16 protein-coding genes are annotated in these 26,122 nt (G+C 58.1%); 12 read left to right on the top strand and 4 right to left on the bottom strand.

Annotated features, from left to right (window positions below):
• Positions 1 to 310 precede the first annotated feature (310 nt).
• From QQK63_RS13675 to QQK63_RS13725, 11 genes are all read left to right on the top strand, one after another.
• Positions 311 to 1,447: a cysteine desulfurase family protein gene (locus tag QQK63_RS13675; RefSeq protein ID WP_277829050.1), complete on the top strand. Its 1,137-nt coding sequence runs from the start codon at positions 311 to 313 to the stop codon at positions 1,445 to 1,447.
• Complete coding sequence (locus QQK63_RS13680; protein ID WP_277829052.1) at positions 1,444 to 2,361, top strand: DUF4007 family protein; 918 nt, start codon at positions 1,444 to 1,446, stop codon at positions 2,359 to 2,361. Before QQK63_RS13675 ends, QQK63_RS13680 begins: the two co-directional genes overlap by 4 nt.
• Positions 2,358 to 5,570, top strand: a complete 3,213-nt coding sequence (locus tag QQK63_RS13685) for a hypothetical protein (RefSeq protein WP_277829054.1) — start codon at positions 2,358 to 2,360, stop codon at positions 5,568 to 5,570. Before QQK63_RS13680 ends, QQK63_RS13685 begins: the two co-directional genes overlap by 4 nt.
• A complete protein-coding gene (locus QQK63_RS13690; RefSeq protein ID WP_284283226.1) occupies positions 5,567 to 6,430 on the top strand; it encodes a phosphoadenosine phosphosulfate reductase domain-containing protein in 864 nt (287 codons plus the stop codon). The genes QQK63_RS13685 and QQK63_RS13690 overlap by 4 nt, the downstream gene beginning before the upstream one ends.
• Before the next feature lie 9 nt (positions 6,431 to 6,439).
• The gene (locus QQK63_RS13695) at positions 6,440 to 8,248 is read left to right on the top strand and encodes a hypothetical protein (RefSeq protein WP_277829058.1); all 1,809 of its coding nucleotides are present in this window, start codon (positions 6,440 to 6,442) and stop codon (positions 8,246 to 8,248) included.
• Positions 8,245 to 9,837, top strand: coding sequence for a hypothetical protein (locus QQK63_RS13700; RefSeq protein ID WP_277829060.1), 1,593 nt, complete (start codon positions 8,245 to 8,247; stop codon positions 9,835 to 9,837). The genes QQK63_RS13695 and QQK63_RS13700 overlap by 4 nt, the downstream gene beginning before the upstream one ends.
• Before the next feature lie 12 nt (positions 9,838 to 9,849).
• Positions 9,850 to 15,315, top strand: a complete 5,466-nt coding sequence (locus tag QQK63_RS13705) for an FtsK/SpoIIIE domain-containing protein (protein WP_277829064.1) — start codon at positions 9,850 to 9,852, stop codon at positions 15,313 to 15,315.
• A gap of 474 nt (positions 15,316 to 15,789) precedes the next feature.
• Positions 15,790 to 16,590 (top strand): hypothetical protein, encoded by an 801-nt coding sequence (locus tag QQK63_RS13710; RefSeq protein WP_277829065.1) that lies wholly within the window; start codon positions 15,790 to 15,792, stop codon positions 16,588 to 16,590.
• Positions 16,591 to 16,693: 103 nt separating this feature from the next.
• Positions 16,694 to 16,822 (top strand): hypothetical protein, encoded by a 129-nt coding sequence (locus QQK63_RS13715; protein WP_284283227.1) that lies wholly within the window; start codon positions 16,694 to 16,696, stop codon positions 16,820 to 16,822.
• 4 nt (positions 16,823 to 16,826) lie between these two features.
• Positions 16,827 to 18,662 carry a site-specific integrase gene (locus QQK63_RS13720; protein ID WP_277829066.1) on the top strand — a complete coding sequence of 612 codons (1,836 nt, stop codon included), beginning with the start codon at positions 16,827 to 16,829 and terminating at the stop codon, positions 18,660 to 18,662.
• Positions 18,663 to 18,670: 8 nt separating this feature from the next.
• Positions 18,671 to 20,038, top strand: coding sequence for a hypothetical protein (locus tag QQK63_RS13725; RefSeq protein ID WP_277829067.1), 1,368 nt, complete (start codon positions 18,671 to 18,673; stop codon positions 20,036 to 20,038).
• A 397-nt stretch (positions 20,039 to 20,435) separates the two neighbouring features.
• On the opposite strand, the gene QQK63_RS13730 is transcribed toward QQK63_RS13725, so the two are convergent.
• From QQK63_RS13730 to QQK63_RS13745, 4 genes are all read right to left on the bottom strand, one after another.
• Entirely contained in the window at positions 20,436 to 21,242 is an 807-nt protein-coding gene (locus QQK63_RS13730; protein WP_277829068.1) for an alpha/beta fold hydrolase, read from the bottom strand.
• 82 nt (positions 21,243 to 21,324) lie between these two features.
• Positions 21,325 to 22,809 carry a tripartite tricarboxylate transporter permease gene (locus tag QQK63_RS13735; RefSeq protein WP_277829069.1) on the bottom strand — a complete coding sequence of 495 codons (1,485 nt, stop codon included), beginning with the start codon at positions 22,807 to 22,809 and terminating at the stop codon, positions 21,325 to 21,327.
• Position 22,810: 1 nt separating this feature from the next.
• Complete coding sequence (locus QQK63_RS13740) at positions 22,811 to 23,263, bottom strand: tripartite tricarboxylate transporter TctB family protein (RefSeq protein WP_277829070.1); 453 nt, start codon at positions 23,261 to 23,263, stop codon at positions 22,811 to 22,813.
• 69 nt (positions 23,264 to 23,332) lie between these two features.
• Positions 23,333 to 24,292, bottom strand: a complete 960-nt coding sequence (locus tag QQK63_RS13745; protein ID WP_277829071.1) for a Bug family tripartite tricarboxylate transporter substrate binding protein — start codon at positions 24,290 to 24,292, stop codon at positions 23,333 to 23,335.
• Between the two features lie 118 nt (positions 24,293 to 24,410).
• Here QQK63_RS13745 and QQK63_RS13750 point away from each other — a divergent pair, with 118 nt between their 5' ends.
• A complete protein-coding gene (locus QQK63_RS13750) occupies positions 24,411 to 25,424 on the top strand; it encodes a LacI family DNA-binding transcriptional regulator (protein WP_277829072.1) in 1,014 nt (337 codons plus the stop codon).
• The last annotated feature ends 698 nt before the right edge of the window (positions 25,425 to 26,122 follow it).

A 26,122-nucleotide genomic window follows, 5' to 3' on the forward strand; every position in this document is an offset into this window, starting at 1 on the left:
CAGTTCCATGGCCACGATCTTATCTTCGTGTTCACGGAACCAACAGCAGCTCACAGTGTCTGCTCTCTAACCTGTAGGGGGCGGTCAATCATTTGCACCATGCGTTCAACCCGACATCGCTGATCCGCTCGATGCTCCCATTTCCTGCGAAGGCTGGGTCCGAAGAGGGTTGCAAGGCCCCATCTCAATGCCACAGGATGTCGGACAAGGGCGGTACGAGCCGGCAGGCGTTTCGTCGAGCGGGAAACGAGCCAATATCTCTTTAGCAATCCTGCCAGAGCAGGGGGCGAGGTTTGGTGATAGAGGCACAATGAACGTTTACCTGGACAATAGTTCTACGACCCAGCCTCTCCCCGAGGTCATAAAGGTCGTGCAGGAGGCGATGTCCGAGACGTTTGGGAACCCGTCGAGCGGCCACCGCCTCGGACATTGCGCGCGCAGACGACTGGAGACGGCCCGCGGGCAAGTCGCTGAATTTCTTGACGTAGGGGAAGATCAAGTTGTCTTCACTTCCGGGGCCACAGAGGCCAACAACATGGTCGTGTGGGCTGCACTGCAGGATCCGAATGCCCGTCTGGTGACCACGAGCGCAGAGCATCCCGCTGTCGTTGGACCATTTTCGCGCCATCCCGAACGAACCACTCTCGTTCCTCTGGACAGATCGGGCATCATTGATCTTGATGCACTCTTCACAGCGCTTGCGACGAGGCCTTACCTTCTCGCCATAAGCTGGGTCAACAGCGAGACTGGCGTCGTCCAGCCGGTGGACAAGATTTGTCGCATGGCTCGGGAGGCAGGCGTCCTCACACTGATCGATGCTTCGCAGGCGGCAGGGCGCCTTCCTCGACAGGCCCTCGCGGCAGACTACGACTTTCTTTCTGTCTCCGCACACAAGATGAACGGACCCAAGGGTGTCGGATGTCTCGTCATCTCCGGCACCGCCTCGGCCGCGACCCTCCTATATGGCGGTGGTCAAGAGGACGGACGCCGTTCGGGCACTGAGAATTTGCCGGGAATTGCCGGCTTTGGAGAGGCCTGCAGAGTTCGTGGTCTCACCCTCGATATTGATCTCGAGCGCGTCGGAGGCTTGCGTGATCGTTTTGAGATCATGATCTCATCACAAATACCTCATGCCGTAATAAACGGTGCGGCCTCCCCCAGGGTGCCGATGAATACTAACATCATGTTTCCGGGAATAGACGCAATGGCTTTGGTCGCCAAATGCGACGCCGAAGGTATTTCCTTCTCACAGGTATCGGCGTGTTCGACGGGGCGACCCGAACCCTCCAGAACTCTTCGCGAAATGGGGCTCGATGAAGCTTCTGCCTACGCCAGCGCAAGGTTTTCCCTCTCGGTTATGACAACGGAAGAAGATATCCAAACCGCAACCACAGCCATAATTCGTGAGGTGAAGCACCTCGAAAGCACGTTCGGGAGGGTCGCATGAAATTTGGTGGACATGAGACGTTCTTCTTGCGGCCTGGGTGGCTCACCAAAGGCCTTCTCTACGTAAATGAAACTGAAAACGTCGTCTGGAACAGCGACGCAGCCTCCGATTCCATGGGAGTCGGTCGCAACATGTCCAAGTCTATAGGGTGGTGGTTGAACTTGACCGGGCTCGCTCATCGCCCTGGTCGAGGCGAGGTCATACAACTCACTCCTCTTGGTGAAGCTGTTCTTGAGAAGGATCCATATTTCACCGAAACCGCGACCTGGTGGTTCCTTCATCTGGTCATTTCACTGAAGTCTGACGAGGACGTGTTTACCTGGTTCTTTCAAAAGGGGAGAGAGGATCGGTTCACTAAGGACACACTTCACGGAGAGCTCATTAGATACCTGGAAGAAACCGGGCAAAAAGTTCCTGCTTTGAAGAGCCTGGATCGCGACATCGCGGTCCTGCATCAGAGCTATGCGCGATCTGTGCCCGCCGCTCTGGATTCAGACCCCGAGGACAATCTCGATTGTCCATTTCGCCGCCTTGGACTTCTCATCCATAGAAGTGAACTGAAAGATTTTGAACGCCGCCCGACACCCGCAAGAATACCGGCGTCCGCAATCGGCGCGGCCCTTGCGCTCTCACTCAACCAAGTTCTCTCAGGCGGGAAGTCAGACATTCCAATTGATTTCACTGGGCCAGTTCGGCGTATCGGACGCTGCTTTGGTCTCTCGGCAGACATGACAGCTGAGATCATAATGAAGGCTGCCGATGCGCTTCCCTCGGATCTCCTGGCCATTCGGCATCTGGCCGGGCAGCGCGTTGCGACACTCGAGAGACAGGGCGTGCCCGCATGGTATCGACATCACTTCCAGACGAAACCCTCGCAGTCACCTCGTCCCACAAGGCCTCGGCAAGTCGCATGACCATTCTCAAGAGCATCAATATTGTCGAAGACTTTGCTTCCCCGGTCCGGGCAAGTCACTATCGACCCACCTCAAAGTCTTTGGAAATCGTTCGTTCCGTGATCGGTGACAACGGAAGTCGGGCAACGTCCGTGATCGCCTCCTATGGAAGTGGCAAGTCGATCGCAGCAATGATCGGCGCCCTGCTGGTTGAGGGTAATGCTGAGAAAATTGCAGCTCTGGAGGAAGCCGGTCTTCGGCTCAGTGAGTTCGATCCCGTCGTTTCCGCACGCCTTGCTTCCACCAAAGCAGGACGAGTGCGTGGACTTGCCATAGTACTCAGCGGGTTCGTACCCACCCCCATGACCGCAATCGCTCAAGTTCTTGGTATTGGACCTCAGGAGTCGATGACTGCCCTCTTCAGGGCCATCGAGGAGTATCTTCGCGTCGGAAAGTACGATCGCATTGCATTTGTCTGGGATGAGTTTGGTCGCCATCTTGAAGCGCTATCCTCGGCCGGCCGGGCCGAGGAGCTCGCCTACGTCCAGGATCTCGCTGAATGGGTCACGCGGAGAAAGAGTCCGTCGGCAACACTCACCCTTCTTCTCCATCAGGAATTCCACCGTTACTCGGGTCGGCTCGGGCAAAGCGAGCAGGCGGTTTGGAAGAAGATCGAGGGGCGGTTCGACACGCTCCGGATTGTCGAAGACAGCGACGAAATCTATACCTTCATTGCCGACATCGTGGCAGAACAAGTCACTGAGGGACGACCTCGCATAACGCGAAAGATCGCGTCAATCGCGCACGATTTAGGGATATTCCCATTTTTGCGGGACGAGGACGTGGTGAGGGGAATCCTGCAGAAGGCTGCGCCACTCACGCCTTCTGCCCTCTATCTGCTTCCGAAAATCGCAGGGCGCGTAGGGCAAAACGAACGCACAATATTTAGCTTCCTTGCCACCGAGGTCCCGAAAGACAAGGGATCTGCGGTTGGGGTCGAGGCACTCTATCGATACTTCTCGGAAGCAATGCGGACCGACACCGGCATTGGAGGTACTCACAAGAGGTTTATTGAAACCGAGAGCGCCCGCGACCGAGCCAAGACTTCTGCTGAACGTGAGGTGCTCGCAGGATCCACCCTTCTGCATCTTGCGCGCCCTTCAAACTCAGGTGCCGTGAGTCGGGAGCAGCTTGCAGTTTTCATCGAACTCGGCAGTCTCCACGACCGCAGGGCGATTAATGAAGCGATTGAAGATCTCCTCAACCGGAAACTTCTCATCCACCGAAAGCTGACCGATGACATTTCGGTCTGGCATGGCTCCGACATCGACATCAGGGCGCTGGTCCGTGAAAAGTCGGACGCGCTCCGGGGGCAATCAAATTCCGTGCAGCGCATCGGAGACCTCGTTTCCGATCCGGTGTATCTCGCCGCCGAATATAACCACGCCTTCAAGCTTACGAGGTTTGCTCGCGGCGTCTTTGTGGAGCTCGATGATCTCCGGAGCCCAAAGAAGCGTGCGGAGATCCTCCAACGTGCGGACTCCCTGGACGCTTTGGTCGCGATGGTCGTTGATGGCTCGGTGGAGGATTTCGAAAGCATCCGCGGTCCATGGATGGCGGAGTCGCCTCACCTGATCGTAGCCCTTCAGCTCCAGAGACCGGATCTCGACGCCGCCTGCCTGGAAGCCGCTGCCCTAACGGAGCTCGCACGTGATGAAGATCTGCTCGGCATGGACCCCTTAGTTGAGAGGGAAATCCAAGACCTTCGTGAGAGCGCACTTGAGTATGTGTCAGCGCGCGCGTCGCACTTGACCGACCCGGAAGCCGGTGAAGTGCAGTGGTACAGCGGAGGGCGTCTCATCGGCGCCGGCGATGAGATGAATGTATCGAGCATACTCACGCAGATCTTCCAGACACGCTTTCCCCAAACACCAAGGATTTCGAACGAGCAGATCGTCCGACACAAGGTGACTGCGCAGACGAAAAGTGCGCGGAAGCGCCTTCTCCTGGGTATCCTGGAGCGCAGCGGCGTAGACGATATGGGTTATGAAGACGCGACCTCGGCAGATGCCTCGATCTACAGGACCACGCTTTTATCAAGCGGCCTATATGATCCCGAAGGAAGGTCGTGGCGGCAGCCGGATCAGCTTTCTGACCCGGCGCTTGGAATGGTGTGGTCGGAACTAAAGGCATTCTTCACCTCGCCCGCAGTACATCCGAAGTCATTCTCAGGTATCATCGGAATACTCGGAAAGCCGCCCTACGGTATCCGGAAAGGGCTTTTGCCGATCCTTGTGACGGGGGCCCTGCGAGCCTTTGGTGAGGTCATCGCCATTCGCCGAAACGTCGATGGAGCTTGGCGCTACATTGACGACATCCAACCCTCCGTCATGGAGGATATTTGCGAGAACCCTGACCTCTTCGAAGTAGAAGTCGTGGCGGCCTCTCACGATATCAAGGTAGTGATCGAGCAGATGATTGGGGAGTTCAAGCCGGTTCCCGATCTCGTTGAGACGGATATCATCCGAGCTTTCTTCGACGCCGTGATCTCGTGGAAGCGAAACCTGCCTCCGGCAGCGCTGAGGTCACGTAATCTCGGTGACGAGGCTACTCGGCTTCAACGGGCGCTTCGGCAGAGTGGGGATGATCCCGTATCACTCCTCTTCCGAGCACTCCCGTCAGTAGCAGGACGCCAAACCCTCGATGGTACGACCGTCGAGTTCGTTTCCGTTGCACGACGGCAGATCGAGCGCATGACCCTCAGCTACGTCGAAGAGGCGATTGGTGCGTCGCGTCGCGCCTTCGAAGCTGGCTCGGGCATGACAACCGAGGGACTTCTCGATGCAGCACACGGATGGGCCAGCCAGATTCCTTCCGCGGTATCGAGGGACGGTACACTTGACCGAGTCGCACGGGGTGTACTGAACCGCGCCCGACGCGCAAAAGATGGCAAGGACAGCGAGGCCAGCTTCGTCAGAGCCCTCTCGGCGATGCTTACCGGGTTCGACTTCGAAGAATGGGATGACAATGTTGCGAGAAAATTCTCAAGGGATCTTAGGGCTCGCATTCGCGAAATTGAGGACGTTGCCCTCGACAACAGTACCGATGACGCGGAAATCGCCCCATTTATTGAGAGAAAGATAGAGATCTACCTCGAGAAGCTCCGGGCAGCTTCGGGACCAGCTGCAGCAAAATCCATGGTTCAACGACTTGGGAGGACCCTCAAATGATGCCGGCCATACTGAAGGATGCGGTTGCCGACCGCACCCGCCGACACATCGTCCCCCTCAGTGGAGGGAAGGACAGCACCGCTCTCGCGATCTACATGATCGAGAACCACGGAGATTTGCCCCTCGAGTTCATCTTCACCGATACTGGCGCCGAGCTTCCCGAGACATACGCCTACATCAAGCGGTTTGAGGCTATCTTCGGCGTCGAGGTGAAGCGCCTGACTGCTCTCGATCTCCCAGAACTCCAGGTCCGCAGCAAAGATGGGCGCCGATCCCCCTTCGACGTCCTCCTCGACGAGGTTTACTCAGGCTTTCTGCCAAACCCGCAGGCCCGCTGGTGTACCCGTATGCTCAAGATCCGTCCCTTCGAGTACTTTGTGGGCGATGACGAATGCTATTCCTACATCGGAATCAGGGCCGATGAGTCGAGAGAGGGCTTCGGGGGAGCAGCCTTGAACCACACCTCGGAGTTCGACGCGAAACGCGCCAGCAAACCTGTCGCCTTGTCTGACAAGGACAACATCCGTCCAGTGTATCCACTCAAGGATGCTGGTCTCGAAATCGATGATGTGCGTGCTATTCTTGACGACAGCGGGCTCGGGCTCCCCGATTACTACAGTTGGCGGTCTCGGTCAGGTTGTTATTTCTGCTTCTACCAGCAGATCGGCGAATGGCAGGCGCTCCGCGAAGAGCACCCTGACCTTTTTGCGAAGGCCGCCACCTACGAAGAGCCAAAGGCCGACGGCCGGCGGTTCTCGTGGACTCAGCGCAGGACGCTCGAGGATCTCGCTAAACTGAAAACGCGCTACGCGGCACCTGTCGGAGAGCCCGAAGACGGCTGCGCCATCTGTCACCTCTGAGGTCCGTCGATGAAGAACCCGCTGATAGATTTTTTCTCGGCATATGGTCCGGTCGCGAATGGCCAGAACATGTACGACGAGTTCGTGGTGGAGGCCGCCAAAAAAGCGGGTGTCGCACCCTTGGTCATACAGGAGCCAAGATCAGAGATGATCGCCGAAATCCTGATGTCCGATGAACCACGAACAGTGATTTTGACGGGCACCGCGGGTGACGGAAAGACTTACACCGCACGCAAGGTTCTTGACCGGATCAGTGGAGGCACCGCGGGCTGGACGAATGAGGAGAGCGAGATTTCCGTCGTGTGTGCCACGAACGGGAAGACCATTACCTTTGTCAAGGATCTCAGCGAGGTCCGCGCAGACGACAAAAAGAAGCTTGTTCCCCGGGTTATCGGGTCGATCTTTGGCGATCCTGGAAGCGAAATCTTTGTTCTCTGCGTCAACGACGGCCATCTGCTCAAAACCTGGCGCGAAAACGCGGGGGACGATCCACGAGCCGAGACCGCGATTAGCATCATTCAAGGAATGCTAAGGGACGATCTCGAAGAAGTGTCGGGCATTAAGAGGATGACCCTCTTCAACATGTCTCGCACCTCACATGCCGCCACGTTCGATGCAATTGTCGATGCCATCATGGATCATCAGGATTGGGCGAGATGTTCTGGTTGTCCTGCACTTGAGGCTGAAAACCCTTGTCCGATCCGGGTGAACCGCGAGATCCTTATGCGCACCGGTCCAGCAACCATCCGATCGCGCCTGCGCTCCTTGATCGAGATCGCCGCCGCCGATGATGCTCACCTTTCAATTCGGCAGATCATGATTATCGTCGTGAATGCTCTACTCGGAGATAGGAAGGCGGGCTCACCTCCTCTTCTCGACTGCAATCGGGCGAGACTCCGCGCTGGTAACGGCGAATATGCCGAGACGAATCCCTACTCCAACATCTTTGGAGAAAATCACCCGCAGCGCCGTCGTCTGAGTATCCAGGCCTTCGAAACGCTTGCTCGCTTCGAGATAGGTAACGAGACGAACAACTACTTCGATGACGCATTACTCGATCCACCAAAAGGCTACGAAGAACCTCTCGAAGACCGGTACGGCGCGGCAATCTTCACACAGGTGGCCAGGAGGTACCGGGAAGATCCGAGAGCGGAGATTGATGCTCTCCGACCTGCGATCCGTGACCAGCGGCGTCGCCTATTCTTCTTGTCTACTGACGTCTCTCTCGCGGCGTACCGTGATGCGAGCCCTTGGCATCTGACTTCATATCACTGGGGTGACATCTATGTTGACCTCCTTCGTCCAGCCAATGAGAGAGAAGAAGCAAAGCTCAAGGCTGCGCAGAGACAGATCCTTAAGGGCTTGAACCGCACCCTCACAGGCGCGCTAACAGAAACCGACGATAGTCTATGGCTGACTCAACCCAGTGGCGTCTATTTGGGCAGGGAGAAACCCCTTCTCGCGATCGAACCACTGCGATGGAGGGGGCGCTTTTACTGGCTCGAGTTGCCCGAACCCAATATGCCTGGACGTCCGCCGCGTCTCGAAATTCGCACCCGCGAAAAGGCCGAACCCCTAAGTTCATTGTCAGTGACACCAGTATTGTTTGAATACCTTGTGCGCGTAGCACACGGCGCTCTCCCGACCAGTTTTTCAAACCAGTGCTATCAGGACCTCCGGAATTTCCAGATTCGATCCGTCGGCGCTATCACTAAGGCTGAGCGGGAGGAAGGTGGACACCTTCCTCTTGTGGCAGTGGATACCGTTACAAGCAATCTGGCTTCCAAGCCAATCGGTCTTCTGGAGGACACACAATGAGTGTGATTGTCCCGAACCATTTTGCATCGCTGCCCGCGAAGGACAGACCCGACATGTGGGTTCAGGAGGCGATCTTTGGTCATCGCTTCATTGAGGAGCAGAAACCCTTCATGCTCGTACTTGAGGTGCTTTCCGTGTGTAGCGCCGTACTCAGGAATGGGGAGATATTCGATCACGGCCCCGTTGATGAGAACAGAGGTGAGTTAATCACTGCATCAGTCGCGAAACGCGGTCCCATTCGTTATCTTCTGTTTGAAGATACCGCCCTTGATCGGATCAAGAAATTACCCAACTGCAGTGATGATGAGAGGCTTCTGCTTCTCGTGGAAGAGCTAAACAGTGGATACAAGAATCGCACTAAGCTGGATGGCCAGTTCAATTACCTAAAGGATCGCTTCAAGGGGAAATTCTCTGCGTTTGCCCAGGCGGTCGAAATTTTGCGAAGCATGGAGATCGATGCGCTTGCAAAACGGCGTTGGAGTTCTCGTTTCATGGCTCCACGTGGACCTCATCTCCTATTCTCGGATATCGACACCAAGTTCTCCTCTGACCGCCGCTTCTTCGGGCGTGGCGGCGAAGTGGCCTATCTGATGCTCAGCCGCTCGAATCTGTCGGGTCGGGTCGCCGAGTTGGTAAAAGCAGAGTTCTTCACCAAGAACGACCCTATGGACAAACTCCTTGCGTTACTCGAGCCTGACAACGACGAACGCACTGGCGACGTTCCAATGGGCTATCTTCCACTTGCTCACCACCAAGCCTACGACCGCCTTGCTTATGACTGGATTTCTGTTCTTGGACTTTCCGGTCTGCCATCCTCCCAGAAGTTTGAACCTCTGTTTCGTCTTTCAGCGCTAAACCTCGTTCGCTACTTCATGGATCGAGCCGCCGAGGTGGGTGGTCTTACCGACAGCAACAGAAAAATCGAACCCGAGCCGATCATCCTCGATGTATCAGGGGGTGCAATCAGCGACATGCGAACGCGGTCAATCAGGCAGTTGCAACGCGTTCGCGAGACAATCGACGAAGCTGTGGAGGCGTTCATTCAGTACATTCTGGAGGCTCACCCGAAATGGTTGAACGCGAAATCCCACCATGATGCCAGTATCCGTTTCAGCTTGGCTGTCGAGGCAATTGAGGAAGCATTCCTCACTTCAGTTCTGACAAAGGATAAGCTTTCGACCTGCACGCCTGACGCCTGCCTTTCTGCTTTTCTCAAGAAGGCCACTTCGAGGTCGAGAAATAACATTTCGACCCTCATTGAACCCCTGGGCAAGAACTCTGGATTCATCTCGGCAAAACGCGGGCTTGGGACCTGGTTTGATGCCACGGATGAATTCTTGGAAGCTCTTGTTATGGCGAATGTGGACTCAGAAGCCATCACCATAGATGTCTTCTTGGCGCTGATCTTTGAGAAATACCGGATCGTCATAGGTTTGAATGAGGCAACAAAAGCCTTCAGCCGCCGATCATTCGACCCATCTTCATTTGAAGAGAATGCGAAGATTCTCGAACGAAGATTGACCGGCCTCGGCTACGTCAAGCGCTTGTCAGACGATTGCGCGTTCGTCTCCAACCCATACGCAGTTTGATCTGGAAGTCATATGAACACGATTTCACCGACAGCGACGGCAAGCCAGATCAACGCACCTGACGCAGTGCAACAAAGGGCAGACCTGGTCGGCCGCGTCGTCTGGCGTCTCGTGGACGCCGAAGCACCGAAGTCAGGCCGATCGATTTTTCTCTTGGCGGGCCTTGAGCCTCAGCACCTGCTCGGCATCTCTCGGACGTGCCGAGATTTGAGCGACAGGACACTTCGTCTCGCGATCAGCCCTCGGATTGATTACCAAGTGCTTGCGGATCTACCACAATATCATGCTTCAGATGATCCGCCGGTCAGCTTCCGAAACTCAGACGGTACCGATGTCATCGTGATTGCCGTACCGAATTCGGAGCGGGATGCAGTGGGATCGAGTCTGGGTGAGGTTGTACGGATCGACCGATCGCGGCTTCAGTCAGAGACTTACCACTGGCGCGAGGAGATCAAGGCCGGGATATCGGGTGCAGACCTTTCACAAGGCAAGATCGCCTGGCTGGATGCTATGATCCGCGGCCTTGACGGGTCAGGGGTCACCACGGAACTGGACCAATTCGCAGAGTTCATTCATCGTTTCATTTCATTTTCGTCAGGGTATCTTTTTGCTGGGCGACTGCGCGAACTCGGTCCGGTACTCGGGCTCCCCCGGGCCACCTTCGATTCAATCCCTCACGAAACATCAGGAAGTGCAGCGCGCCCTGAGGATTTCAGACGGATGTTCAAGGAGGCCGCTTCCAAATACTCCGGCATTCCGTTTTTGCGAGGGCCAGATGATAAGCGGCTCGACGGCGATCAGATACGCGTGCGAGTGCAAGAATATCGCGATATACTCAATCAAGATCCGCTCAATCCGGACGCCATCCCCGAGACCATTCTCGACGCCGTTGAGGATCTCGTAAATCACCAGAGCCGTCTTCGACGCGGAAGTTGGGAGCCCTGCCAGAGCACCGTTTGTGAGGCTTTGGACTGGAGTGAGCATGGTGAAAAGCTCTTCGGCGTCCGAAAGCAGAAGAAGTCAAAGTCGCTTGCGGAAAAAACGAGAGAGCATTTTGAGAGAGAACACCCCGGAAAGCTCCAGGATGTTCATAGCTTCCTTGACGACCTCGAAGACATCACCAGATCTCAAGCTGAATCCGACAAAGAGGCGTTTTTCGAGAAGTACGAGGATGAGATCCGCACCAGCAAGCGTCTCTATGAAGAATGGCGGAGGGAGCTCTTTGCAACTACGGTAACAGATGAGCCTGATCTTCTGACCGCAATTCTGGATGGCATACGCACGGTTCTGATTAAGAACTTCGTCGCAGTGCAGGAGGGAGAGGACGACGCAAGGTTCTTTGTGTCTGTCAAGGGATGCGAAAAGGCATCAACGTGGGAGAATCTCGACAGCAGGACCTTCGCACTATTCCGCCATGAGGCACGGCTTCTATCCGGTGTCTTGAAGAAGACAGTCGAGTTTCGCTTCGGGAAGTGGCTCGACGCGGACGTGATCAAGAATGCGGTATCCCAATCACGTAAGGAATCCCGGCTCATCGAGCTCGAGGTCGGCATCATCTTGAAGGACAAGAACAAGGACGCGGCCACTCAAAAGGTTCGCGTCTTCTGGCGCCCATCGGAAAGTGGGCAGAACAGCATCTCTCTGGCTTGGCCGGACGACATCAAGGGTTTGTTCTCAGGCTTCTCTGACGATGCAGTGCGCGTCAATGCGTCTAAAATCACGCCTAAGGGGACAAGCGCATCTGGCCATTTGCCGATGTCTCTTCTCGATACATCAACATTCTCGGATGTCTTTGGCGCGGAGGAAGGGCAGACGGCCAACCCGGCCGGCGCTATGCCCGAACACCACGTGTTCAGGGAGATTGAAGATACGCTCGACTCACTCATCGCGTCAAAACAACTTGACGATAATGTAAAGACAGAGCTCCTCCGGAAGGTTTCGGATTTCCGCGAGTCCTACTCGGAAACCATTAGGATCCTCTGGGAGGATCCTGCCGGCGCATACATTTCAGACAATCTTCATAAGCAGGCGCTTCGCTTCGGTGAACTTTGTACCTTCGCACGTCTGCATCTCGCGGATACTTTCGAAACACGCGACAAGCTTCTCCGAAAAATATGTGAGTTTGGGATTGTCACCTCCAGTTCAAGCTCATCCGTCGCTATTATACCGGCCTGGCATCCTCTCAGACTCCTCGAGCGGCAGGAGAAGGCGAAATACGTTGCCTCCTTCATTGAGACACTGTCAGAGGATCGTCGCGTCACGGTCGATGGTCTGGAGCGAGCATGTCGCCGGATAAAACAACTTCTTGCGACATGGTGTTTCCCTGAGATCGCATCGGTCAATTTCGAGATCTATGCTGCTGTTGAACACTGTGGCGGTTACAGTCTGGCGGTACCAGTAAGTGAGGGTGCTGGCAACTTGGAGGCTCTTGAGGCCACCTCACGAGTTGCCAGCCAGGAATTCATGAAGGTTGCTGACGAATATCTTGCTCTCAAGCCCCATGAAGAAAACAGCTTTTCAACGGCAATCTACAATGCAGAAACTGTGGGCCTGCCATCGGACATCGCTGAGGACCTTGAGAGGAAGATGGTGGGCAGGGACAACCTGCGCTGCAGTCTACTCATTACTCATGATAACCAAGACAAGATGCGCGAGGCCTACACCCAGCAGGCGGCTATTCTTCAGGATAGAAGCCTCGGGGGGCCCGCGGCAGGGTTCCTATCCAGACTTCGTGTTGGAGTACGAACTGGAAACTCCGCTGCAAGAGGCGAGCGGCGCCCCGACATCGACATCGTCTTCCTCCACGAGGCCTTTTTCCGAAACTCGAGCATTGGTTGGGACTTCGTGGATGGAGAATCTGAGGATCTCCCCGACTATGTCGACCTGACAAACAACCTCCTCCCTCGACGTCAAGGCGGAGATGAGGGAACAGCAACCGGTGCCCGGGTCGTTCAAACAGCTCTTTCCCCTGCGAAACTTCCACGGCCTGTCGCGCAATTCATCGACCTCTGCTTTACGGCAGACGTGAACGTCCGTGCGATGAAGCGTGGACATCGCGCCATTCCAATCCGCCGAATCTCTTCGGACAGCGCCGAGGTCGCTTCGGCAATAAACAACGCTCACAATCTGGGCGAATGGGTTGTCAGCTTCGACCATCTCTTAAGCCGCGACATGTTGGCAAAAAACGGCATTCAAGTTATTCGAGATATGCTCGTACCGGGTACGGAGGCTCGCTTGATTGTGAGCTCACGAGAACCGAGCCACAGCCTACTTCGGCAGATGACTGTTGAGTTCCAAAGAATGAGTGGCACGTGGTTAGCTTCGTCGGCCATGCAAGTTTCTGAACTCGCGATAACGACCGTTGTGCAAGTGGCGGGCAAGAAGGTCATGGCGGCCGGGCGCTCAGAAAAAACTGCAAAAGAGATTATCGGCTTGGCGGCTGCGACAGGGCTAATTCGCGCCATCCAAGAAAGACAGGGTACCATGTCGGTCTGGTTCTCCCTCGACGACAATAAGGCCACATTCGGACTACGCGAGAAATTGGCCGACACGCTCGCTGTTTCTGTCAGAAAGAGCCGCGCGGGAAAGTTCATCATTGATTTAACGGTGGTCGAGGCGAAGTGCGTCTCAAGAACATCCGAGGCGACGGAAGCGAAATCTTCGCGTGAACAAACGCTCGCGACAATGCGGGTCTTGCGAGACAACTTCGTTGATCAATCTGACGCCATTGCGAGACGAGCGTGGGGAGCGGAATTTTTGTCGTTGCTTTCTTTGCGACCCGAGTTCTCCCGTCTGCTCGCGACGCGAGACGACCTCGCCTCCTTCAAGGATGACCTGGTGCGCGGAAGGGTAGGCTTCACCGTGCAAGGACGTTCAGTGGTCGTGCTTCATGATGACGATCAGACGGGGAAGGCTACTGCGGCCACATTGGACACCAATGATAGTATGCTTGTTCAGCACCGCCTCGGCCTACAAGCCCTCGCGGAACTCATGCGTTACCTGGATGATCCGAAGACACTCGAAAAGCTGAGTATCGAAGACCCTCTGACCATCGAAGATGTAAGTGAGCGTGCGCCAGCACATTTGGAAGAACAGAAACAGCCAGTAGTTCTGACCAAGCCCGTTTCTCCTTCGGGAGAGCCAGGAGCGTCTGACGGTGAATCTTCATCGATCAGAGCGACTACAGATAAACCTGCGGCTGATATCCAAGAACCGACCGCGGGCGTGGAACCATCGACTGTTCACAGTTACCCTGACCGCCATCAAATTCCGCCCCCACTACGACAGGCATTGCTGCAAATCGTGCACGAGACCGGCGCTGGTGCCTTGAGAGACAGCGACATGGAAGTGGCGCACGCTACCGCGAGCAAACTTCAAGCAGCTCTCATGGGGTACGGCATGCAGGCCGTGTTCACCTCGGATCCTCTAACCTCAACACCGAACGGTGTCATCGTTCGATTCAAGGGCCACGACACCTTAACCGTGAAGAAAATAGATGCGAAAAAAGATGAGCTGAAGAGTACCCATGCACTTGACGTTATCGATGCTCGCAGTGGCTTGGGTGAAATCAGCTTCTACATCGCACGCTCTGACCGCCAGGTTGTGAGCTTGGCCGACGTGTGGCTCAAGACTGAGTGGCCGAGCTCTGCGCCTAATCGCCTTGCAAGTCTTCTTGTCGGCACACGAGAAGACAATGGTATGCCGCTATGGCTCAACCTAACCGAAGGCTTCGGTGGAAACGAACAGCACGGTCCGCACACGCTAATCGCCGGCGAAACGGGCAGCGGAAAGGGCGTCCTGATCCAGAACTTACTCCTCCAGCTGATCGCTCTCAATGATCCGAAGAATTTGAAGCTCTTCGTCATTGACCCAAAGCTCGGCGCGGACTTCTTCTGGATTTCTGAGGCCCCTCACCTGGTAGGCGGGATCGCCGCATCACAAGAAGAATCCGAGGAGGTTCTCGATGGGCTGGTTGCCGAAATGGAGCGACGGTACGATCTGATCTCAGGTGCTCGCACACCAAACATCGTCGAGTATAACAAGAAGGTCTCTGCAGACGATCGACTGCCCAGGATCATAGTCTTTCATGATGAAATGGCAGACTGGATGGCCGACTCCGAGGACTATCGCAAGATGATCCAAGGAAAGATGACACGTCTCGCTTCTAAGGCGCGCGCGTGTGGCATGAACATTTTCTTGATCACTCAACGCGCCTCACAGGATGCCATCCCCGTCGGTATTCGCGACAACCTGAACAACCGTCTGTGCCTGAAGGTTGCCTCTGCTCCAGGATCCTTGCTTGCTCTAAAAGTCCCGGGTGCTGAACGGCTACTTGGCCGCGGCCACCTCGCGGCAAATCTGAGCGGAGACCGTCCCCGAGAAGGTGAATTCTTTACCGCCCAAGTTCCGTTTGCCTCCACTGATCAGCTTGAGCGCTTGGGAAAGGCGGCGATTTCAAACTGGTCTGATGAAGGGTAATTGAATCCGATTTGTGTCAATCGGCATCCAATCGTGCCCCCCTATCGGCGTCCAATATTGATCCCTCTGGAGCTGAGCTGGCACGGCGCTGCGCAGTACCTATGTAACGCAGCGGCGGCGGGCCAGCGCGGGTGCCGTTTGCGAAGACGTTGCCCCCGACGTCACCCCCTCCGCCTGACGTTGCCCCCAACTTTTATCCAGCGTGAGCGAGACTCCGGGGATTAGATCAAGCCGATATCCGGAAGGCCTTCATCGACATCCAGGGCCACCTGTTCCGCTGATCAACCGCCAGAACCCTGTCACGGGGCCGGAAATGGCGGAATTGCCACGAATTTTTTGTCAAATGGACATTTCAACCGCCAAAATGGACGAGAATTAATTGTCGCTTCAGGGGAAGCAACACAATCTGCGGACACGCCCAAGTTTTCCGTCCCGCTGAAACGAGAACCATCTCCTGCGAAACAGGAGATGCCCATGTTGCCCTTCGCCAGATTCCACGCCGCCACCCTCCTCGACCTACACAGATGGTCGACGCTGTCGCGCAATGAGGTTCGCCCTTTTCTTGCCCGGTTCGGAATTCACCCGCTCGGAACGAAATACCCGATGTTGCGGGTCTATGAGCATCTTCTGGGCCTGTCGCCCGCCAGCGCTGCCGAGGAGCTCATGCTCGGAGGGGGCCTGATGCGCGTCACAACCGTTGCAGAGTGGTTTGGTGTTACTGGCGAAGCCCTCCTCGATGCGGCGCGCAGTCCGAACAACATGTACCCGCCGCTCTACGCGCTCGGGCCGAAACGGCATCTCGTGCTGAAGGCGCAGGTTGAGCAGTTGCTGTCGAGCCCGAAAAACGCTTTCCATGGCCTTCCCCCAATCCCAGGCCATGCCGTGCCGGCATCGCGCCTCGCGCGCACCCTCGAGGTCTCGCCATCGCGGATAGAAGCATTGCTGGTGAACAAGGATGACCTTCCTGCGCGTGTTATCAGTCAGGGAAGCGTCCGCTACATCGTCTCAGATGTGGCCCATAGGCTCGCGGCTACCGGCTCGAACGAGGGCTCCTGCGCAAAGGAAAAAGTTCTGGCGGAAGAGATGATCGAGGACGCCCTGTCCGTGGCTCCCATCTCCACCTGCGGCGGGACCGGCGGCCTGTTCTCGGCCGTAACGAAACATGCCATTCCTCAACGCGGCGTTCCTCGACCCTGCACGCAATCCGGCTTCGATGCACGCAGAGGCGATCGCGTGCACGCGAGGCCGTCGGAGGCGAAACTGTCGGGAATATAAGGCGTTGCTTAGTTCCCGGACATTTCGACTCCGATGCACATTTTCGCTTCGTATGCACGCCAAGCGACCAATCTCCCCAATCAGACAGATGAAAGGATTTCTTATGTTTCCCAAGATGAGAAACCAACGCCGCATCGTCGAGATCCTGCAAGCCCAAGCGCCAACCACGCTTCGGGATGTTTGCGACCGCGCCCTCAAGGCGCAACAGCAGTTTGCTCTCCACAAGGAATAAACGAATGGGTCTTTTTTCCAGTGCCTCGCAAGCGGCGATGGTTGTCGCCGCGCCGGTCCCGACAACGATGAAATCGGTTTTCGAAGAGACCGTTGACGCGACCGAGCGCAACCGCATTGCGCGCGTAGGCGAGTTCTTTGATGCCCCGCTCTCCACATTCGACGGCGACGGGATGGACCTGCTGTCCTGGTTTGACACCCACTTCCCGGCACTCAAGCAGATCGGTGCGGGACCGCTTCCCGGCACGGATCGTAGTTTTTGGCAGTCGAAAAGCAGCTACGCCAAGTGGCGCGAGGTCGTCCGTCGCCGGATTCGGACAACCCTCGGGCTGGTCGATGCACAGAAAAAGCTTCGTGCGCGCAGTGATGGCTGGACCCCCTTCTTGGAAACTCTGGAAGACCTTTCGAAGGATCACGGCCCAGTACATTCCGGGACACTCGGGGCCATACGAACGTTCTCCGACCGCGCCCGAGCGGCCGGCATCGATCCAATGGATCTGACCGCTGACATCGTTCCACCGTTCCTGGAGAAAATGCCGGCCCACGACCGCAATGCTTCAGAGAGGGTTCTTAAGGCGCTTGCACGCCACCGCATCTTCCCGCAGATCGCCGCGTTTCTGCCGTCAGACTTCGACACGGACTACCTCATTCCGAATGCCCGTACGCCCGTGCCCGAAGCGGTGCGAGGAATGATCGTCAAGATGGTCGAGGCGGCGCGGTACGACCAGAGCACGTACGATGACGTCACGGAGAGTTGCATCGAGAACTTCAATGACACTACAGCCGAGACATACCGCGCTGCCCTGGTTGCGCTGGCCCGCGCCGCGCAAGAAACGCAGTCAGTGAACCTCGCGTCGCTGGACCGCCTCGACCCCCTGTTCAAAAGCCCGGTCCGAATAGCCGTGATCCGTCACTGGACGGACCTGTCGCAAACCGACGACGGTTTTAGCCTGCGGACCGCTGCAGACTACGTTCGCATCGTTGCTCAGATCGGCCATGCCAACGGCCTCAAGACGAAAAAGTGGCTTCAGAGTTTAAAGAGTAACCCAGACCTGCGGGAGGGTCACGCCCGCGGAGAGACAATGTCCCCCAAGAACCGTAAATTCTGCGAAAATCTCATTCACAATCCTGCCGATGTCCGAACTTTCTTGCGGCAGCACGTGCTCTACCGAGACCGAGCAGAAGACATCCTCGCGACCGACAAGCCGCTCACCAAAACGCAACTCCGAGCTGCCCGACGGTTAGCGACCTGTGCCGCCTTTGCAGCCATCGAGATCCGTGGCGCCGGCGTGCGGAAAGGCAGTGCACTATCCGCAGAATGTGGAGGCGTTGGTCAGAACCTTTTCCGCAAGATTTCGGGCGACAAAAGGGTTTTCGAATTCAGGATCGCAAAAAAGGATATGAAGGGGGAGTATGTCGAACTGCCACCCATCCACGTCCGCGATGACAAGTATTGCGGCTACGAGGTGCTCGACTGGTACCTGAAGACAGCGCGGCCGCTCTTCGATTTTGCCAACCCGGAATTCTGCGAAAAGGAAAATTGCGCAAGGGCAACGCATCTGTTCGTTTCAGAGCGCTCTGCAAATCCACTCACAGGATCGATGCTGTATAAATGGCTTACCCGGAGCAGCGCGGAGATCGGCCTGCCAATGTGCCCGCACAATTTTCGTCACGGCTTCGCGACGCTCTTGCTGGCGCGGTCATGGAGCAATCGCGGTCGAGCCGCCGCTTACCTCGGATGCTCGGTCGGCGTGCTCGATACGTATTACGGCTGGATCGACAAGCGACAAAAACTGGAAGAGGTACAAGACCTTCTCGCAGAGGCCTTGGCAGGGAAATGACTCGTCACGTGATCCTCGCGAAGCCCCATTGGCAACCTCATGCGGCATCGCCCGTACTGCTCCGCATGCCTCTCGCGGAGTTGCAGGCACTCGATAGCCTGGTTGAATTCATGACCGAGCATGGCTGCACCGAACTCACGCCATCCGACTGCCGCGTTTGGGCACGCCTAAATGGCGGTGCAGCCGAGATCGATAATGTCATCTCGGCCATGATCAAGACCGACGGGCCTGAGGCAGCGCCCCTTGCATCACTCCGAGTGGCGCATGAATCCCTCTCTACCTATGCGCGGTTTGCCGGAATTTCCCGCGAGCCGCGTCGCGACTACGAGCGTAAAATCTCCCTTTATCCCGACGACCTACCCGAGGACTGGAAACAGCACCTTGTCCGCATCCGGGATCGCGGGAACGATGGCGAAATCAACCAGGCGCCGGATCTCTACGACCGCATGTCGCGCAAGGTTTGCCAGTACGGATGGTATCTGCGGGAAAGCGGCTTGGCGATGGACTTCGACATCGCGGCCCTGCGCCTATTCTATGCGTATGAGACAACGCGGATCTCCAACCGTGGTGCGCCGCTGGCAACTTCGACAGTCATCGCGACATTCGCCGACCTTCGGGATTTTCTACGGTTCTCGAAGGCTTACCCAAAGCGACTGATCAAAGAACTCGACAAGCTTCTCAAGAAGCTTCGTGACCGGGCCGAAGTAGAGACTGCCCGGAAATTCGCGGCCCTCGCCGCGATCGACATCACGACCATTCATCCGCGCGCGGAGGCAATGCTCGCAGACGTTCCTAAAAAAACTAATCCTGCGAGGCGCTTCATTCAGCGCAACAGAGCCTTGGCGGTGGCGGTTCCGCCGCTGACACCGCTTCGTCGGGAATGGCATGAAATACGGTTCGGCCGCGACCTGGTCTGGACCGAGGACCGCTACCGCCTCCGGGACTACAAGCTACGCAAGACGCGGCATCGCATTGGCCGCGAGACATACCCCGGTTCGGTGCACCCGAGTGTCCAGCATTTCGTCGACGCGCGACTACTCCAAGATGATGACCCTAAGTACCTCGATTCTCTTCGGAAAAAGGCAGAGGAAGATGAGTGGCCCCTCTTCGTGCATCCCGACGGTAAGACCGTGGCCGAGAATTACGTTTCTCAGGTCTGGGCGTCGGAGTTCGGAACCGGCGCGCATATCTGCCGATCCATAGTCTACGACGTGGTGTTCGCAATCAGTGAGGACGCAACGCTGGCCGGCATGCTTATGAATGACCACACGTCACAGCAGGCGCGCAAGAAATACACCGGAAATCAAGCAAAGCAGGCCGCGCTCGCTGCAGCCGGACGGGAAATCGATGAGATCTTTGGGTTTTTCGATGTCTGAGGACTAATCTCACGGGGCAGCCGATCGGCTGCCCCCATTTTTGAGGTCGCTCGACCATCGGGGATCGTGCGCCCCGCCGCGGCTTCACCTCAGGCGGCGGAATGCTGCGGACTGCGCAGGGTTTGGAGCGCCTTGGGCCGCTAAAGCAGGCCGTGACACAACCGCCTCCTTCCGGCCGCCTGCCCCAAGCAGTCCAAGGCGAGCAGCTGGCGATACGGCGTTTTCTGCCGTGCATTTCGAACTGCGTCTCGATCCTGACGCCCGGATCTGCCACGCAATCGCTGGCCGCATGTGCCTTCTTCGCCGATCTGGAAGACGTGGAACCCGGATGCTGATCGCGATCGCATGCGAAGTGACCGCGGGATGTGGGACAGCTACAGGCAGATCACGGGCTGATTTATGCGGACATGCTGTCGACGAAATGAGTCAGCACTGCCGATAGGGCCGCAGGATCGCGGAACAAAAGACCATGTCCCTCATCATGCAGCGACAATTCCGCCTGCGGCATGCATCGCACCAGGGCCTGTGACAGGGACAGGGGGCTCTGGTCGTCGAACCGTCCGCTCAGCACCAGCGTGGGAACCGCGATAGCGGCCAGATGATGCCGAGCATCATGGGCGGCCCGCGCGGCCAAGAGGCGCGGATGACCGCGGGCATTCGCGGCATGAGCGAGAAAGCGCCGCTCGGCGTTCACCCTGTCCTCGATCCGCCCCCTCTGCGCCTCGGGCGCCAGCGTTGCAAAGCGCCGATCCTGTAGCTGGAGGATTCGTGCGGCGCGATCGTGAGGGTCCGGGATATCCCTGAACTCATGGATCGGATAGGATCTCTCGCCCGGACCACCGGGCGCAGCCACGGCCAAGGCCAGGCGCCGGACCCGGTGTGGCGCAAGGCCCGCGAGATGCAGGGCCGTCATGCCGCCGAAGCTTTCGCCGAGCACGACGGCCTCGGACCACCCAAGCGCATCCAGCAGGGCCAGAGCATCGAGCGCATAATCCTGCATCGTCCAATCGCCATCGGGCTGGTCGGTGCGGCCAAGCCCACGTGGGTCCGCAGCGGCGATCGTAAATCGCGTGGCAAGGGCCGAGGAAAAAACCGGCGGGGCCAGTCCGAGATCGAAACTCGATCCCCCGAGAAACAACAGGCGCGGCCCCTCGCCCGCGACATGGACATTCACGGTCAGACGCGGAGTTTCTATCTGCTGCATGATGCGTGAGCCGACAAGGGTTGGCTCGCACCCATCATGGCGCGCGCGTCCGGACAATGCACCAGAGTCCTGGGTTGCAGGGTCATCCCTGTCGCGCCCTCAATGCGCGGAACAGGGGCAACAGCAGCATGAAGATCGCCGCAAGGATCAGCCCGAACGCGATGGGATGCCCGGTAAAGAAGGCCCCAAAACTGCCATTGGTGATGATCAACCCCTGGCGCAGGCTGATTTCGAGCGTCGGCCCCAGCACCATGCCGATGACAAGCGGCGCCATCGGATAGCCCTGCCGCCGCAAGACGAAGCCGATGCCCCCGGCCGCCGCCATGATCAGAAGATCGAACGGATTGCCGCGCACGAAGAACACGCCAAGCGTGCAGAGCAGGGTGATGACGACGAGCATATAAGCTTCGCGCAGGCGCAACAGCGGTGCGGCGACGCGGCTCACGATCATCCCCAGCGGCAGGAGCATCAGGTTGATCAGGAAGAAGCCGGCAAAGATCGCAGCGATCAGGACCGGGTTGTCCTGCATCAGCCGGATGCCGGGGGTGACGCCATGGAGTGTCAGCGTGGCCAGCATGACCGCCGTAATCGCATCGCCAGGAATGCCGAGCGCCATGGTCGGCACGAGGGCCCCGCCGGTGACAGCGTTGTTCGCAGATTCCGACGCGATCAGGCCGTCGGGTTCGCCCTTGCCGAAATTCGCCCGCGTCGGTGCCGACCGGCGCGCCTCGGCATAGCTGATGAAGGCCGCGGTTGCCGCGCCGGTGCCCGGCATGATCCCGATCACATTGCCGATCACGACGGATTTCAGCAGACCGCGCCCCCGCCCCCGCCATTCGGCCAGGCGAGGCAGGACGATGCCCCGGAAATCGATCAGCGGCGGGGCACCCTCGCCGCGTTGAGAGGCGCGGATCAGCACCTCGGACAAGGCAAAGACACCGATCACCACGGCCAGAAGGTCGAAACCCGCGATCAACTGGAAGCTGCCGAAGGTGAACCGCGGCCCGCCGGTCAGGGGATCGCCCCCTACGACCGACAGAAAAAGCCCGAGCCCCCCTGCCATGAGCCCCTTGATCGGCGACCCCTCGGAGACCGACACGATGCAAGTCAGCCCCAGCAAGATCAGCGCGAAGGTCTCGATCGGGCCGAAGTTGAGTGCGAAGGCCGCAAGCTGCGGCGCCGCGAAGATCAGCACAATCGAGGATGCCAGCCCCCCGATCACGGAGGCTATGGTCGCCCAGCCGAGCGCCTTGCCCGCCTCGCCGCGTTGGGCCATCGGGTAGCCGTCGAAACAGGTCGCAGCCGATTGCGGCGTGCCCGGCGTGTTGATCAGGATGGCCGAGATCGACCCGCCGTAGACCGATCCGGCGTATATCGCCAGAAGCAGCAGGATCGCCGGCGCCTGGCTCATGGTCAGTGTGAAGGGCAGGATCATGGCGACAGCCACGGTCGACCCGATCCCGGGAAGCGCGCCCAAAACGATCCCCAGCATCGTGCCCAAAGTCAGCACCATGAGGCCCTCGACGGTGAAGATCAGATCGAAGGCCTGCGGCAGAACACTCAGCATGTCAGATCCACCAGAACAGGGGCGATGTGGGCAATGGCATCGACAGAATGTGGTTGAACAGCGCGACCAGCGCCCCCGGCACGCTGATGGCCACGGCGGCGATGCCAAGCGGCGAGCGCACGCCCAGGATCAGGAAGAACGCGACCGACAGGACCACGGATGTGGCGAAAAATCCGAGCTTCGGCATCACGACGACATAGACGAGCATGAGCACCATCAGGAACAGCACGTCGCGCAGTCCCGACGCATCCCAACCGCTCCGGGCCCGGAGGTCGATGACCATGTTCGGCACGGCAAGCGCGATCAGGCAACCCAGCACGATCCTCGGGAAAAAGCCCGGATCGAAGGCCGCGCCCATGTCGGATGCGGGAAAACTGTAGGTGCTGAAGAACAGACCCACAGACAGCAGAAAAAGCGCCAAGGCCACAACGGCGCGCTCGGAATTCAGGCTCATCGCATTCACCGCGGGTCCGTGGGGAAAGGTGCAGCGCCCGGTTCATCCACCGGGCGCTGTCCGGCCGGCTCAGAGACCGGCTGCTTCGATGATTGCGGCGTTCGACTCGTACTGCGCACGATAGAAGGCGTCGAATTCCTCGGCGTTGCGATAGGCGAGCACAGTGTTCGTCTGCTCGGCAAAGGCCTGAAATCCTTCCGAGGCGATGGCCTCTCCACAAGCATCCGACAACTGCTGCACCACCTCGGGCGGGGTCCCCGCCGGGGCAAAGAAGCCACCCCAGAGATACAGTTCGTTCAGCGGCGCTTCGATCCCGATCTCGGCGGCGGTGGGAATATCGGGCATCGAGGCCAGCCGCTCGGAATTGAACACCACAAGCGGGCGCAACCCGCCGCCCTGCATCAGGATCTCGGTATCGCCGAAGAACTGGATCGTGCCTGCGGCGATCCCCTGCAACGCCGGGCCGGAGCCCTGGAACGGCAGGTGGCGGACATCATCGATGACGCCCAGCCCCTGGAACGCCGCAACCGCGGTCAGATGCGTGATCGCACCCGGGCCCGACGAGCCATAGAGATACCGGCCCGGTTCGGCGCGGATCGCCTCGACCGCCTCCTCGATGGTGGTCATGGGGTTGCTTTCAGACGTGAACAGAACCGTCGGCGATGCGGCGACCGAACAGATCGGTGACCAGCTGTCCAGGCCATAGGGCACATCGTTGATCTGCGGCTGGATGGTCGAGACGGTGATCGAGAAATAGCCTAACTGGTAGCCATCGGGCCGCTGGCCGGCCAGCGCGCCTGCCGCCACGGTTCCACCGCCGCCCGCAGTGTTGGACACGAAGACGTTGCCACCGATGGCGTCGGCAAAATGCGGCGCGAAGCCCCGGATCAGAAGGTCGGTGCCGCCGCCGGCGTTGAACGGAACGATCAGGTTGATGGGGCGCTCCGGAAACTCCTGCGCCTCAGCCCCCGCCGCGAAGGCAAGCACGACACCGGCAAGGGCCGATGCGGTCAAATTCGTCACTTTCATGAAATCCTCCCTGACATGAAGCAAGCGTATTGGTAACGTTGTCAGCATTGATGGTAACGTTGTCAATTCTGAAACTGACTCGTATCATGTAAATTGTGTCCGTGCCTTGGAGGCTGAAATGACGAAGGTGGTATCGCGCCCGACGCTGCGCGACGTAGCGCACCATGCCGGGGTAAGCGTGATTTCGGCATCTCGTGTCATGCGCGACGCCCCGAACATTTCAGACGGATTGCGCGCGCGCGTTCGCGCCGCAGCCAACGCTCTGGGCTACACCCCCAACCGCATCGCGGGATCGCTCAGGGGGCAAGCCTCGGACCTTGTGGCCGTCATCGTGCCGTCCATGTCGAACAGTGTGTTCGCCGATATCCTCGACGGCATCGACGAGGGGTTCAAGGGTACGCCCCTGCGAACGGTGCTTGGCCTATCGCGCTACGACATGGACGAGGAAGAGGCGATCTTGCGCGAACTCCTGTCATGGAACCCCGCCGGCGTGATCATCAGCGGCCTCGAACACAGCGCCGCCGCAACAGCAATCCTTCAAAGGTTGGAGTGCCCCGTGATCGAGGTGATGGACAGCGACGGGGACCCGATCGATACCAGTGTCGGGTTCTCCATGGTCAAGGCCGGACAGGTGATGGCCGATCATTTCCTTGCGCAGGGCTATCGCCGGATCGGCTATGTCGGCGCATGGGGGGAATTGCCGGTTCGATCGCGCAAGCGGCGGCTGGCCTTCGAGGCGCGGCTCGCCGAAAATGGCGTGGAACTTGTCGACCGCCAGATCGAAGAGGATCAATCCTCCTTCGCGGCGGGCGCAGCCGGGTTGCAGGCACTTCTTGCCCGGTCACCCGAGATCGAAGCGGTGTTCTTCGCCAACGACGATCTTGCCCTTGGTGCGCTGTTCCATTGCCTGTCCGTTGGGATCGCGGTGCCCGAACGGCTGGCGCTTGCCGGGTTCAACGGACTCGACATGCGCGACGGCATCACGCCGCGTCTCACCACCATTCGCTCACCGCGCAACGAGATCGGCGCGCGAGCGGGACGGATCATGCTGGACCGGGTCAGAGGCCGCCCAAGTGCTGAACGCGGACGGATCGACTTGTCTGTATCCCTGCTTCAAGGGGCGACGACCTGAGCATCTCGGGTTCGCCCCCTCTTTCCACCTTGCATGCCCGCTCACGCAGCACGCGGGTCACGCAATCATGGTCGAGGGGCGCGCACTCTCACCTCGGCTCTTGAACTGGTATCGTTTCGACCAGAAACTTGGCCATGGCCATGGCCATGGCCAGGAAGCCTTGGGCCGACGCCTGAGCACGGAAGACCGAGATCGGCACGAATGGCGGCCATCGGTGCCGCTGCACTGCTCCGAATGTAGATGACGGAAGAAACGTCGGGCGATTGCGCGATGATCATGGCTTTCGCGCGCCAGAATTAGCAAATTTGCCTCTGCTCTCGATCCTTTCGTGTGCCTCATCGAAGATCCAGCCGCGGCGGATGCCAAGTCCGGCGCGCTTCATCCCGACCTGTCAATAAGGGCCTGGATGGTCCACTCCGACCTTACCTGCGCTATGGGCGGGAATGTATGTGCCGACTGCTGTTCGCAAGACATTTTGGCGTGGGTGCAGATATCGCAGATATGTATCCGGTCTACTTGTCGGCACGAGGGCCGTGACCTTGTTGGGTATACGCACACACTTCGATCTCAGTAGCGGACAGGCCGACTGGGGGCCAATTCCGCCCTCAGATTCCTCGTGCGCAATTTATCCGTTCCATTCCGTTTCCTCTCGCGAACATCTTCACGGCCGTCGGGCGATCAGATCGCCTCGGCGACCG

Source organism: Roseicyclus marinus (assembly GCF_030163795.1).
GTDB lineage: Bacteria > Pseudomonadota > Alphaproteobacteria > Rhodobacterales > Rhodobacteraceae > Roseicyclus > Roseicyclus marinus.

What these genes read in the sequence shown, in the direction of transcription:
- QQK63_RS13675 (WP_277829050.1), top strand. Translation starts at nt 311, where the DNA reads ATGAACGTTTACCTGGACAATAGTTCTACGACCCAGCCTCTCCCCGAG.
- QQK63_RS13680 (WP_277829052.1), top strand. Translation starts at nt 1,444, where the DNA reads ATGAAATTTGGTGGACATGAGACGTTCTTCTTGCGGCCTGGGTGGCTC.
- QQK63_RS13685 (WP_277829054.1), top strand. Translation starts at nt 2,358, where the DNA reads ATGACCATTCTCAAGAGCATCAATATTGTCGAAGACTTTGCTTCCCCG.
- QQK63_RS13690 (WP_284283226.1), top strand. Translation starts at nt 5,567, where the DNA reads ATGATGCCGGCCATACTGAAGGATGCGGTTGCCGACCGCACCCGCCGA.
- QQK63_RS13695 (WP_277829058.1), top strand. Translation starts at nt 6,440, where the DNA reads ATGAAGAACCCGCTGATAGATTTTTTCTCGGCATATGGTCCGGTCGCG.
- QQK63_RS13700 (WP_277829060.1), top strand. Translation starts at nt 8,245, where the DNA reads ATGAGTGTGATTGTCCCGAACCATTTTGCATCGCTGCCCGCGAAGGAC.
- QQK63_RS13705 (WP_277829064.1), top strand. Translation starts at nt 9,850, where the DNA reads ATGAACACGATTTCACCGACAGCGACGGCAAGCCAGATCAACGCACCT.
- QQK63_RS13710 (WP_277829065.1), top strand. Translation starts at nt 15,790, where the DNA reads ATGTTGCCCTTCGCCAGATTCCACGCCGCCACCCTCCTCGACCTACAC.
- QQK63_RS13715 (WP_284283227.1), top strand. Translation starts at nt 16,694, where the DNA reads ATGTTTCCCAAGATGAGAAACCAACGCCGCATCGTCGAGATCCTGCAA.
- QQK63_RS13720 (WP_277829066.1), top strand. Translation starts at nt 16,827, where the DNA reads ATGGGTCTTTTTTCCAGTGCCTCGCAAGCGGCGATGGTTGTCGCCGCG.
- QQK63_RS13730 (WP_277829068.1), bottom strand. Translation starts at nt 21,242, where the DNA reads ATGCAGCAGATAGAAACTCCGCGTCTGACCGTGAATGTCCATGTCGCG.
- QQK63_RS13735 (WP_277829069.1), bottom strand. Translation starts at nt 22,809, where the DNA reads ATGCTGAGTGTTCTGCCGCAGGCCTTCGATCTGATCTTCACCGTCGAG.
- QQK63_RS13740 (WP_277829070.1), bottom strand. Translation starts at nt 23,263, where the DNA reads ATGAGCCTGAATTCCGAGCGCGCCGTTGTGGCCTTGGCGCTTTTTCTG.
- QQK63_RS13745 (WP_277829071.1), bottom strand. Translation starts at nt 24,292, where the DNA reads ATGAAAGTGACGAATTTGACCGCATCGGCCCTTGCCGGTGTCGTGCTT.
- QQK63_RS13750 (WP_277829072.1), top strand. Translation starts at nt 24,411, where the DNA reads ATGACGAAGGTGGTATCGCGCCCGACGCTGCGCGACGTAGCGCACCAT.